General features: G+C 49.0%; 10 protein-coding genes and 1 tRNA gene. 3 read left to right on the forward strand and 8 right to left on the reverse strand.

Annotated elements, in window-relative coordinates:
• Positions 1 to 85 precede the first annotated feature (85 nt).
• Complete coding sequence (metX, locus tag B0475_RS07960; protein WP_077411270.1) at positions 86 to 1,183, forward strand: homoserine O-acetyltransferase MetX; 1,098 nt, start codon at positions 86 to 88, stop codon at positions 1,181 to 1,183.
• Here metX and pth read toward each other — a convergent pair.
• The 8 genes from pth to B0475_RS08000 all read right to left on the reverse strand — a co-directional run bounded on the left by pth (position 1,159) and on the right by B0475_RS08000 (position 8,440).
• The gene (gene pth / locus B0475_RS07965) at positions 1,159 to 1,734 is read right to left on the reverse strand and encodes an aminoacyl-tRNA hydrolase (RefSeq protein ID WP_077411271.1); all 576 of its coding nucleotides are present in this window, start codon (positions 1,732 to 1,734) and stop codon (positions 1,159 to 1,161) included. The genes metX and pth overlap by 25 nt on opposite strands.
• A gap of 45 nt (positions 1,735 to 1,779) precedes the next feature.
• Positions 1,780 to 2,436, reverse strand: coding sequence for a 50S ribosomal protein L25/general stress protein Ctc (locus B0475_RS07970; protein ID WP_077411272.1), 657 nt, complete (start codon positions 2,434 to 2,436; stop codon positions 1,780 to 1,782).
• A 56-nt stretch (positions 2,437 to 2,492) separates the two neighbouring features.
• Positions 2,493 to 3,446 (reverse strand): ribose-phosphate diphosphokinase, encoded by a 954-nt coding sequence (locus tag B0475_RS07975; RefSeq protein ID WP_077411273.1) that lies wholly within the window; start codon positions 3,444 to 3,446, stop codon positions 2,493 to 2,495.
• 52 nt (positions 3,447 to 3,498) lie between these two features.
• Positions 3,499 to 3,574, reverse strand: a tRNA-Gln gene (locus tag B0475_RS07980).
• Between the two features lie 100 nt (positions 3,575 to 3,674).
• Positions 3,675 to 4,529, reverse strand: coding sequence for a 4-(cytidine 5'-diphospho)-2-C-methyl-D-erythritol kinase (gene ispE, locus B0475_RS07985; protein WP_077411274.1), 855 nt, complete (start codon positions 4,527 to 4,529; stop codon positions 3,675 to 3,677).
• Positions 4,517 to 5,107, reverse strand: coding sequence for a lipoprotein insertase outer membrane protein LolB (gene lolB, locus B0475_RS07990; RefSeq protein WP_077411275.1), 591 nt, complete (start codon positions 5,105 to 5,107; stop codon positions 4,517 to 4,519). The genes ispE and lolB overlap by 13 nt, the downstream gene beginning before the upstream one ends.
• 26 nt (positions 5,108 to 5,133) lie before the next feature.
• Complete coding sequence (locus B0475_RS07995; RefSeq protein WP_077411276.1) at positions 5,134 to 5,907, reverse strand: hypothetical protein; 774 nt, start codon at positions 5,905 to 5,907, stop codon at positions 5,134 to 5,136.
• 163 nt (positions 5,908 to 6,070) lie between these two features.
• Positions 6,071 to 8,440, reverse strand: a complete 2,370-nt coding sequence (locus B0475_RS08000) for a Lon protease family protein (RefSeq protein WP_077411277.1) — start codon at positions 8,438 to 8,440, stop codon at positions 6,071 to 6,073.
• A 117-nt stretch (positions 8,441 to 8,557) separates the two neighbouring features.
• On the opposite strand from B0475_RS08000, the gene B0475_RS08005 reads away from it, so the two are divergent.
• On the forward strand, positions 8,558 to 11,110 hold the full coding sequence (locus B0475_RS08005; protein ID WP_157892795.1) for a bifunctional aspartate kinase/diaminopimelate decarboxylase: 2,553 nt from the start codon (positions 8,558 to 8,560) through the stop codon (positions 11,108 to 11,110).
• A 60-nt stretch (positions 11,111 to 11,170) separates the two neighbouring features.
• A partial coding sequence (locus B0475_RS08010) for an FG-GAP repeat domain-containing protein (protein ID WP_198538161.1) occupies positions 11,171 to 12,313 on the forward strand: 1,143 nt, incomplete at its 3' end.

Genomic DNA, 12,313 nt, shown 5'->3' on the forward strand with positions numbered 1-12,313 from the left:
CTTCTTGTGAAGCCTCTTTGGTACAATAAGTGCACGACACAACGGCCTGGTACAAATCCCGGGCCGTTTGTTTTTCGGGGACACTATGGCCAATTATTTAAAACTCTATCCAATACCTGAAGATTACCGGTTTCATCGTGGCGGTCAGATCAGCCAGGGTTTGCTGGCTTATGAAACCTGGGGCACCCTCAATGAGGATCAATCCAATGCATTGCTGATCCTGACTGGCTTATCCGCTGATTCACATGCGGCCAGACACGGCGAGCATGACACCGCTGGTTGGTGGGACTATATGATTGGACCGGGCAAAGCCATTGATACCGATCAATGGTTTGTTATTTGCGCCAGCTCTCTGGGCAGCTGCAAAGGATCAACCGGGCCTTGTTCCCCAAATCCGAAAACGGGACAACCCTATCGTTTTGACTTTCCTGATCTGTGTCTTGAAGACATTGCCAACACTTCAGTACTGCTTTGCCAGTCTTTGGGTATTGAACAATTACAGGCAGTGATCGGCCCATCAATGGGTGGCATGTCAGCTTTGGCCCTGATACTCAACCACAAAAACTACACCAGGCACCTGGTGCACATTGCATCCGGCATGGCTTCACCACCATTCAGTACGGCCATCCGCTCATTACAAAGAGAAGCCATTCTTAAAGACGAAAATTTCAATCAGGGTTATTACTCAGCCACCAACTGGCCTGAAGAAGGCATGAAGTTTGCCAGAAAAATTGGTATGCTCAGCTACCGATCAGCCAAAGAATGGAACGATCGGTTTCCCCGCAGCCTGAAAAAAGTACCACAGCACCCCTTTGGGATTGAATTCCCGGTTGAAAGCTATCTGGAACACCACGCCAACCAATTCATTCACAAATTTGACCCCATCAGTTACCTGTACCTGTCACGGGCCATGGATTGGTTTAACGGACATCAGTACGGAACTCCACGGGGCGCCAATCCGTTGAATGACATCAGTTTACACTCAGCATTGGTGGTTGGAGCAGAAACTGATTTGTTATTCCCGGTGGATTTACAAAGGGAGTTACATCATTTATTGCTGGACAGTGGTGTCGACAGTGAACTCATCGTCACTGATTCAATCCAGGGGCATGACGCCTTCCTGGTTGACCAACAAACGTTCTCTCAATTGGTGGGTGATTATTTATCAGCGTCTGCTGTGTGAAGGCTTTTCATCGCCCGGTCCCAGGCACCAGTGACCAGATCATCTGTGATGGCCACACAACGATCCAGACAACGTTCAATCATGATAATGTCATCCAATGAAGGTCTGCCTAATACCCATGGAGTTACTTTGGATTTGTCTCCGGGGTGACCAATACCAATGCGCAAGCGACGAAAATCAGGACCCAGTCCAGGAATGATATCCCGCAGTCCATTGTGCCCTCCATGACCACCAGATTTTTTTAATTTGGCTGTACCGGCTGCAATGTCCAATTCGTCATAGGCCACCAATACGTTTTCTGGTTTGATGCGGTAAAAATTGACAAAGGGGATCACACTTTGACCCGAGCAATTCATAAAGGTTTGTGGTTTAACCAGGAAAACTTTGTGGTTGAGGATGTCAATGGTGGCAACTTCAGCTTTGAATTTTTTTTCAGTTTTGAAGACACCGTGGTATTTGTCTGCCAACAAATCGGCGTACCAGAATCCGGCATTGTGGCGGGTATGTTGATATTTTTCGCCTGGATTCCCCAGGCCAAAGATCACTTTCATAAAATCTGTGTGGAGGGGTGAACTACTCACCCCTCCTGAGACAAATCAGTCTTCTGATTCTTTGGAATCTTCTTCAGTAGCTGCTTCAGATTCAGCAGTTTCTTCAGTTTCAGCCTGTCCAATGGCAGATGTAGAGACCACAACCGCATCATGAGTTTCATTTTCACCATGGGTAAATGCCACCAGGGTAACACCTTCAGGCAGTTTCAGATCACTCAGGTGCAGGTTGTCACCTGCTGTGAATGCAGAAACATCCACAGAAATAAATTCTGGTAAGTCTTTAGGGAAACAAGTGATTTCAACTTCATTCATTTGATAATCAATCATTACCCGTGAAGATTTACCGGCTGGTGAATCTTCGCCACCTTCAAAATGTAAAGGCACGTTCATCACAATTTCATGTTTGTCATCAACACGCATGAAGTCCATGTGCATGATCACAGGTTTGGCAGGATGTCTTTGCACGTCCTTCAAAACAACTTTTTGTTTTTTACCACCATCAGCAGAAAATTCAATGATGCTTGAAAAGAATGCTTCGTCTTCGATTAAACGCAAAACCTTGTTGTGATTAAGGGTCAGGTTACGTGGATCTCTGCCACCACCGTACAACACAACTGGAACCAATCCTGCATGACGTAAGCGGCGGCTCGCACCTTTCCCTACATCTTCACGGACTTCTGCGTCTACTTTAAAAATAGCCATAATAAATTCCTATAAAATAATAATGCCCTTGCGACCAGGGCTTAATCACCGATCAATCAATCGATGTACATTGAGCTAACAGATTCTCTGTTGGCTATACGCCTGATGGTCTCTCCCAGCATTTCTGCGACAGACAACTGGCGAATTTTTTTGCAATCCAGGGCTTCCTGACGAAGGGGTATGGTGTCAGTGACCACCAATTCAGTCAGTCCGGATGCTTCGATGTTGTTGATGGCATCACCGGACAATACCGGATGCACACAATAAGCATGAACTTCTTTAGCACCCCATTCTTTTAATGCGGTGGAAGCGGCACATAAAGTTCCTGCGGTATCGATCATGTCATCGACCAGAATACAAATCTGATCTTTGACATCACCAATGATGTTCATGACTTTGGCCATGTTGGGTTTGGGGCGTCGCTTATCAATGATCGCCAGTTCACAACCCAGTCTTTTGGCGATGGCCCTCGCCCTGACCACACCTCCAATGTCAGGAGATACGATGGTCACGTCTTTGCTGTCAAAACGCTGCCACATGTCTGCCAAAGTCAATGGCGAGGCATACACGTTATCAACGGGTATGTCAAAAAACCCTTGAATCTGATCCGCGTGTAAATCAACCGTTAACACCCGGTCCACACCCACTGCAGCAATCATTTTAGCAGCCACTTTGGCGGTGATCGGCACCCTTGAGGATCTGGGTCTGCGGTCTTGCCTGGCATAACCAAAATAAGGAATCACAGCCGTAACTGTTTTGGCAGAAGCGCGTTTTAAAGCATCCACCATAACCACCAATTCCATGAAATTATCTGCTGTCGGGCGACATGTCGGTTGGATCAGAAAGATATCCTGTCCGCGGACATTATCCCTGATTTCTACTGAGACTTCACCGTCACTGAAACGACCCACCTTGGCACGGCCCAGTGGAACGCCTAAATTGTCGGCAATCTTTTGTCCCAATGCCGGATTGGCATTGCCGGAAAACAACCTGATTCCACGATCGAACATTTTCTAGCCTCAGATATAAGTATGCCCGCGCTGGGCGCAGGCATCATAAATATGGCTGGGATGGCAGGACTCGAACCTGCGAATGCCAGGATCAAAACCTGGTGCCTTAGCCACTTGGCGACATCCCAATTCGCGAGTTTAACTCTTTCTGTGAAACACAACAATGCGTCTCAAAGGCGGCATATTATAACCAGATAAAATTTGAATGCAAAGCCCATTTTTCAAAAATTACTGGTTTTTTTCAACTCCTGTGCTGTGTGCCGCTTTGGCTTGCACCACAACACTGCGTAAGCCCTGTGGTAACTGGCTTTGCGCAGCTTCCGCTTCTGCTCTCGATTTGCACAAAACAAACATCGCAGAACCGGTACCCGACAACCTGACGGGATTCAGGTGGTGCAGTTGCTGATAAAGTTGTCGCAATGACTGATCAATGGACAACAGCAAGGGAAAAAAGTCGTTGATCCATAGATCCTGATGATGCAGCAATGCAGTGTCAATGCATTGCTGATTGCGTCTCAGGTCATTGTGTTGAAACAGTCTAGCGGTGCTGATGTGAATATCGGGTAAAAGCAACAACACCCAGGGGGTATCAAACTGACAGCTGATCAACTCATTACCCGTACCACCAGCCAAGGCCGCACGGCCATGAATGAACAGCGGCACATCAGCCCCCAATTGATTACCCAGTTGCAATAACCGTTCCTGACACAAACCACAGTCCCAATACCCATTCATCATTAATAAGGTCATGGCGGCATTGGAACTGCCACCACCAAGACCAGCTCCCTGAGGGATTCTTTTGTTGACATCGATCAGCCAATCCGACTGTTTACGGGCCATCGGCCTGAGCAATTGGGCTGCCTGATGAATCAGATTTTGCTCTTCGGGGACATCATTAAAACCTGTAATCCGGATTTGACATTGTCCATTCTGATTGACCTGTTGGAAGGTCATGTCATCACCCCAGTCCAGAATCTGAAACAAGGTCTGTAGATTGTGATAACCATCTTCCCGCTGACCCAGAATCCTCAACATCAGGTTGATTTTCGCAGGACTCAAACAGTGGCTGGTTACCATTGCCATGATTTGATCACCAATTTGATCGAATGGGATCCATTTCGTGCGGTAATCCGTGACGGGTAGGACTGACCATCCGGCGTGGCTTTAAACCGGGTATACACGATTTGCCATCCCTGGTCGTTGATCATTACATCACCCTGCTCATCAGTTGATCTGCTGCCATTTGCCGTGTGCTCTCCCCTGACCCATTGCCTGAGTGCCTGCCAGGGGACATCCCAACCCAGTTGAGCATCCACCAATTCATCGGTATTGTCGGCATAACTGGTCTGGCCGTCATCCTGGCGAATCATTGAATAATCAGATTGTTCAGTCAGCTGCCAGCTGCGTTTGCTTAAAGGTGCTTTCAGGGTGACTTGTAATGAATCCTGCTTCTGGACCCACTCCAATTGTCCACTGCCACCCTGATCACCATCTGAAAAAGCCATTTTGCCAGTCAAAACAAATGACGTGCCAGCAGCCAGGGGTTGCCAGTTTTTAGTTCCGGTATGGATTTTAGGGTTGTTAACACAAGCGACCAACATCAAAAACACCAAACCAATTAAGCCGGTACGAATTTGATACAAATGGCCAATGCGAGTCATGAATAAACTGCCGCGGGGGATACTGATCAGAGGTTGTGTTTGAATTTAATGTAAGGAACGGTACCGGTCAGTTCATCAATGCTGGCTCCATTGGTAGCCGAATCAGTGATGTTACGTCTGGCGCCAAATGACAAGGTGCCATCTTTGGTGAAATGCCAATCAACTTGCAGATCGATGGTTGACTGATCAATCTGATTGGATGATTTGCTGTTCATGAAATCTGACTGGAAGGTGGCACCGAATTTTTGATTTCTGACTCCAAATCCCAATCGGGTGGTCTCTACCTGATCTTCATAAAGACCCAGGATATCTCCGCCGACTTTACCCATGCCAAGATCGATCCCAAATCGCCAGTTCTGACTGAGGTTCAAAACCGAACTCACCCCAAACTGATAACCCATCAAGTCATCCGATGAAGGGTTGGCATTCACTGGCTGTCCATTGAACAGATTAAATGGCTGGTCTTCATCAATCACACTCAATCGCAATGTCAGCCAATCGGCAAACTTCATGCCCATAACCAATTCTTCACCAAACAAACCCTGCTGATTCTTACTGACCTGGTAACCACGGTCTCGGTCCTGTAAAAAATCAAATTGACTGGTGCCATTAAGCACCGAACCCTGGTAAGTCAATGGGGAGTCAGATGAAGGCATCTGGATCGGGTCGATGGTATTCACTGCCATTTTACCAACGGCAATCTCAAAGGGCTGAAAGGACTTGTCCTGTTGCGCATTCACCAAGCCACAAAATGCCAGAAGGGCACATATTTTTGTGATGTTGTAAGTGTTGTGTTTCACAACCGCTCCTGATGAAATAAGTTACTGACTAAGACAACCGGTTCTATAAATAGTTTCGTACCATAATCACTATAACAAAGGCATTTAAAATATTCAAGCAATATCATAAAGATATGAACTTTTCTTAAAATGATTGTTAACCAGTGTGAACCCGGTCACAATTCTACACTTTGGCTTGTGTGTTTTTCCAGTATTTTTTAGCCATTCTCATGGCCTTATCCATGATGGTATTTTCCGCATAAACCCCATCAATCAACACCCCGGCAGGCTGCCCCATCAGCACTTCCATGGCTTCCGTGATGTGACTGACTGCATGGATCGAAAACAGCCCTTCTTTGCAGGCCAGTTGTACATCATCGCGAAGCATGAGCTCTGCTGCATTGGCCTGGGGAATAATCACGCCCTGCTCTCCAGTCAGACCGCGTTGATGACAGGTATCAAAAAATCCTTCGATTTTCTCATTCACCCCGCCAATGGCCTGCACTCTGCCATGCTGATCAATGGCGCCGGTCATGGAAAAACCCTGATTAATGGGTAAATTGGTCAGTGCAGAAATCAGACAACAAAATTCTGCGCCAGAAGCTGAATCACCATCAATGCCTCCGTAGCTTTGTTCAAAAGCGATGGAGGCCGAAAAGGTCAATGGATGATCAAGCGGTAACATGTGCCGCAGCAAGCCACCCAAAATCTGGAAGCCTTTGGTGTGAATGGAACCTGATTTTCCAGCCATGCCTTCAATGTCAATGACTCCGGCACGACCCGGGCCTATGGTGGTGGTTATTCTGGATGGGAAGCCATAAACAATCGGACCGGCATGTATCACCGCCAAACCATTGATCTGACCAACCGTGTGACCGCTGGTATCCAGGTTGATGGTACCATCATTCAGCCGCTCCTGAAATTTCCGGGATGATAATCCGGCTCGTTTTTTGGTCCGCATCACCGCTGACTTAACATCGCTGCCAATCGCCAGTTTTTTCCCTGCCTTATGAGCCAGGTAACTGGCCTCTCTGGCCAGGTCTGCCACCCTGGAAAACTTGGCGGTGAGCTTATCGCCCTGTGAACAGACCCGGGCACCATGTTCAATCAATCGCGCCACACCAGCCGCATCAAAGGGCAACAAGCCATCCTCTTTGATGATTTTGGCAATGATGCCAGCATAATTGGCAAAACCCCGTTTGTTTCGCTCTATGACCGAATCAAAATCAGCCAGCACTTTAAATAATTCCGGGAAATCAGGATCCTGGTTATCCAGAAAGTAATACACCCCGGAGTCACCCAATAAAATCACCCGAATACTCACAGGAATGGGTTCAGGTTTGAGTGCCGGCTGACCAAAAGGCCAGCTCATTTCAGCAGGAACAATTTCCAGCAATTCGTTTTTAATGGTTCTGATCAGGGTTTTCCAGGCGCCGGGCTCGGCCAGCAAATCCCTGGCATCCAGCACCAAAAACCCACCATCAGCACGCAACAGAGAACCACCGACTATACTCATGTGGTCAGCCATGACCGGACCGTTGTCGCCCCATTTGCTTTCGATACTGCCCAGCAGGTTCTGCATGGATGGCACCCGCTCAACCAACACCGGTGTTTCTTTGTGGTCTTCATGATGCACCAATAAATTGACTGCATAGCGTTCATGTGGATCGTAGCCTTTTTGATTCTGATAAAAGTACTGATCCAAAACATCACCTTTGACATCCACAAGAAAATCAGCCACCTGCTCATCTGAAAACTGTTTACCAAATTGCGCCAGCTTCTGGTCAATTTTGGACGACACATGAGACTCATAGATGGCTTTGATGGCTTGCGAACCTGCTTCATTGATCTCAGCAATTTTCCGCCCCAACTCTTCCAGTTTTTTGCTGTAAGCCTGCTGCTGATCCATGATCTCCTTTTGCCGGGCTTCATCCAACTCACCGGCTTGTACTTTTTGTTGCCAGGTAGGCGGATCAATCACTTGTTCATCAAGCACCGGAGCAATGATGGTTTGCTGGCCTTGTGGACCATTGACATTCAACATGGCGAATCCAGCTGAAGCCAAATCCTTTTCAAAAGGCTTGGTCAGCTTTTCAGCTTTATCCTGATGGGCTTTCTGCGCCTTATCACGGGCCTTAAGTAACTGCTCTGACTCCATGGACTTTTGCAAATCATCGGCAATGAATGAGCTTAATTGCTCCATCATGTCTTTGAACTTAATGCCTTGGCCAGCCGGCAAGCTGATCAATCGCGGCCGGTCAGGCTGATCAAAATTAGCCACATAACTGTGTTCTTTGCGGTTATTGGCCGCTGGTTTGACATCTCTGAGGATCCTCGACACCATGCTCATCCGGCCGGTACCACTGAGCCCTCTGACATATACATTTTGACCATAGGCATCACATTCAATGGCAAACTGCAGGGCTTCCAGGGCATTCTCCTGGCCTACAATGACATCCATTGGTTCGATGTCATCAGTGGTTTCAAATCCCAGATCACCGGCCTTACATTGCCACCTGACCTGTTGCCAATTCAGTTTTGTCTGCTCACTCATTAAACTCGTCCAATCCGGGTTACTTATAAGAAAGAAACATATTAAACGATATTACTTGCATGAATTATTTTTTTTCCCTAAAGTTTGCTGTTTTTAACACAACACAAAGGTGAAACCTTGAATTCATGGGTGGTCTTAAAGTTTGGCGGAACATCGGTTTCCAGTTTGGCGAAATGGCAAAAAATTGTTGGCATCGTTAAACACAAGAACAAACAGGGACACCGGGTCTTATTGGTCCATTCAGCCGCCAGCGGACTGACCAACCTGCTGACAGAGCGCATCCATCAGGGCCGTGACATCAGAAGTGATTTCATCAGTCGCCTGACCGAACTGGCTACAGAATTGTCGGTAGATGTTCAGTTGGCCGCAAAACAACTGGCTTTATTGGAAGAGCTCCATCAACACCCCGAGCTGAACAACTGGCAGCAGGCCGAATGGCTTGCCCTGGGAGAGCGCAGCACCCACCAGTTGATCATGGCTTTTCTGTCTCGCCACACAAAAGCCGAAAGCGCAGATCCCAAAGCCTGGTTAATCAGCACCACTGAAGACCAGCGCAGTGCCGAATCACAGATTTTGTCTGCCAAATGTCTGGTCAGACCAAACCCTGAAAAAAGCCAAACACTGCAGTCTGACTGCTGTGTGATGCCAGGTTTTTACGCCGCTGATCACCAGGGTAACACCGTATTATTGGGTCGCGGCGGGTCAGACACCACAGCTGCCTACATGGCGGTCATTCTGCAGGCCATACAATTAGAAATATGGACCGATGTGCACGGCATTTTCAGTGCCAATCCGCATGTCATTCCCAATGCCAGATTGCTGTTATCCCTGGGGTATCAGGAAGCCAGGGAAATTGCCGCCAGTGGCGGCAAGGTGCTCCACCCCAGGTGCATCCTGCCGGTCGAACAACACAACATCCCACTGCTGATCAAGAACACCAATCACCCGGATGCCGCCGGTACGGTACTGGCCACTGAACACGCCGCCAAAAAACCCCGGGTGTCGGCCATCAACAGTCGCCACCAGGTGACCCTGGTATCCATGGAATCGATCAACATGTGGCATCAGGCTGGCTTCATGGGTGATGTGTTTGGGATCTATAAAAAACTGGGATTGTCCATCGATTTGGTATCCACCGCCCAAACCAACATCACCATTTCACTGGACAACATGGACAACGTCCTGACCGACAACATCCTGGAACAGCTGAAGACAGCCCTGGCTGATTATTGCGAAGTTGAGATCATTGAAAATTGCTCGGCGGTGACCTTGGTTGGATACCGGATCCGTGCCCTGTCTGATAAAATCGCCCCGGTCATGTCTACTTTTGCTGATCAACGGGTGTACATCACCACCCAATCAAGCAACGATTTAAACCAAACCTTCGTGGTCGACGAAGACCAGGCCGATAAACTGGTCAGGGCCCTGCATGAAGTGCTGATCATTGAAGACAAAGAAATTGATGATTTTGGTCCCACCTGGACTGAGCTGATTGCAGATCAAAGCGAAGTCCCTGAGATCTCCCGGGCCTGGTGGCAAAACCACGCAGCTGACCTCATCACCATGGCGGCTGAACAATCACCTTGCTATGTCTATCACTTGCCGACCATCAGTCACCAGGTGAACTCATTGCAGGCACTCACCGCCGTGGATCAGATTTTTTATGCCAGCAAAGCCAATTCACACCCGGCAGTGATCAGCCACCTGTATGCAGCCGGCATCAATCTGGAAACCGTTTCACCGGCAGAAATTGAACGGGTTCGCCAAAGCTGTCCGGATATTCCGGCTGAACGGATCCTGTTCACACCGAACTTTGCCCCGGTTGCAGAATACCAGCAAGCCCTTGATGCCGGGGTGCACGTCACCATTGATAACCCATCCCTGTTGTTTGATAACCCTGAGGTGTTCAGCGGACAACGGGTTATCCTGCGATTGGATCCAGGCCACGGCAGTGGCCACCACAGGTACGTCAGGACCGCCGGCGAACATTCTAAATTCGGCATCCCGGTAGGCGACATTGAACGCGTTGCCAACTGGTGCCAACAACACCAGGTTACGGTCGCCGGGCTGCATGCCCATTCTGGCAGTGGCATCCTTGACCACAACAACTGGGCGCGGATTGCGGATTATCTGGGTGCCTGCCTGGAGCATTTCCCTGACACCCGCATCATCAACATTGGTGGTGGTCTGGGCATTCGCGAAAACCCCGGTGACGCCGGGCTGGATATGAACGCCCTCAATGACGCATTACGGGCGTTTAAGAAGCGTCATCCGGGCATCAGCCTGTGGATGGAACCCGGTCGTTATCTGGTGGCTCATTGCGGCGTACTGCTGGCCCGGGTAACGCAAACCAAATGGAAAGGCAATCAGGGCTACATCGGCATTGAAACCGGCATGAATTCGCTGATCCGTCCGGCCCTGTACGGTGCCTGGCACAACATTGTCAATTTAAGCCAGCTGGATGCACCCACAGAATACACCGCCAACATTGTGGGGCCGATGTGTGAAACCGGAGATGTACTGGGGATTGACCGCAAGATGCCCAAAACCCAGGTGGGGGATGTGGTGCTGATCGCCAATACCGGCGCTTATGGAGCAGTGATGGCTTCTCAATACAACCTGCGTCAACCAGCCATCGAATGCACCATCGAAACAAACAACGAAGCTTAACACTGGTAATAAAAGGGTGGCTTGGTACAATGACCAAAGTCACTGAATCAACCACCCGATATGAACCGTCACATCATCAAAGCCTCATTGTTCGCGTTGCTGACATTGTGGTCAGCCCAACTCCTGTCGCAATCGTTCACTGAAGTCACCACTGAAAGCCAATTGATTTTCAGCCATGTGAATAACCCACCACAATTAAGGGAATCCACTTTTGTGGCTTCCGGTGGCGCCACAGGCGATTATGACTTTGATGGATTTCCTGATTTTTACCTCATCGGCGGCAGCCAGAACCACAACGGCCTGTTCAGAAACAATGGCGATGGCACCTTCAGCAACGTGGCCCAACAGGCTGGGGTTGATTTATTTGATATCCTCGGCAGCGGTCCGGTGTTTGCCGATGTAGACGGTGATACCGACCTTGACCTGGTGGTGTTTTCATTGCAATCCTGGGCACAGCCAGTGGGCAGTGATCCTGACCTGCTGGAAAACCGACCCCGCTTGTTCATCAACCAGGGTGACGGCAGCTTCACCGAAAATGCACAGAGCTCAGGATTCACCTCCGGCATGCCCTCTTATGCCGGATCATTTGGTGATCTGGACCTGGATGGTGACCTCGACTTATTCATGACCCACTGGAATTCGGACGATACGTTCAGTAAACAACTGTTTTGGGAAAATGATGGGACCGGACAATTCACCGACGTCACCGTGGATTACCTGGGCACCACACAAAACATCAACCTGGACAAATTCACCTTCACGCCACACATCACCGACATCAATGAGGATGGCTTTCCAGATGTCCTGGTGGCATCAGACTTTGGCCGCACCCGCATTTTTTACCATCAGGGCTTTCCTGCCGGAGAACCTTCTTTCCTGGCCAGCCAACCGCCGTTCATTACCGATGAAAACGGTATGGGCAGTGCCGTTGCTGACTATGACAACGACGGCGACCTCGATTGGTTTGTCACCAGCATCTGGGATCCCGACGGCATCCCTGAAGGCAATTGGGGCATCACCGGCAACCGGCTCTATGAAAACACCGGTAGTGGCAACTTCATCGATGTCACTGATGCCGCTGGCGTCCGTCAGGGCTACTGGGGCTGGGGTGCCTGCCTGGCTGATTTTAACAATGATGGTCATCTGGACATTTACCATGAAAACGGCTTCAACAACGAAACCCTGGCCGGTGATTTTCATGAT

It is taken from the genome of Marinicella sediminis (genome assembly GCF_002000055.1).
Classification (GTDB): domain Bacteria; phylum Pseudomonadota; class Gammaproteobacteria; order Xanthomonadales; family Marinicellaceae; genus Marinicella; species Marinicella sediminis.

What these genes read in the sequence shown, in the direction of transcription:
- ispE (WP_077411274.1), bottom strand. Translation starts at nt 4,529, where the DNA reads ATGGCAATGGTAACCAGCCACTGTTTGAGTCCTGCGAAAATCAACCTG.
- B0475_RS07975 (WP_077411273.1), bottom strand. Translation starts at nt 3,446, where the DNA reads ATGTTCGATCGTGGAATCAGGTTGTTTTCCGGCAATGCCAATCCGGCA.
- pth (WP_077411271.1), bottom strand. Translation starts at nt 1,734, where the DNA reads ATGAAAGTGATCTTTGGCCTGGGGAATCCAGGCGAAAAATATCAACAT.
- B0475_RS08000 (WP_077411277.1), bottom strand. Translation starts at nt 8,440, where the DNA reads ATGAGTGAGCAGACAAAACTGAATTGGCAACAGGTCAGGTGGCAATGT.
- B0475_RS07970 (WP_077411272.1), bottom strand. Translation starts at nt 2,436, where the DNA reads ATGGCTATTTTTAAAGTAGACGCAGAAGTCCGTGAAGATGTAGGGAAA.
- lolB (WP_077411275.1), bottom strand. Translation starts at nt 5,107, where the DNA reads ATGACTCGCATTGGCCATTTGTATCAAATTCGTACCGGCTTAATTGGT.
- metX (WP_077411270.1), top strand. Translation starts at nt 86, where the DNA reads ATGGCCAATTATTTAAAACTCTATCCAATACCTGAAGATTACCGGTTT.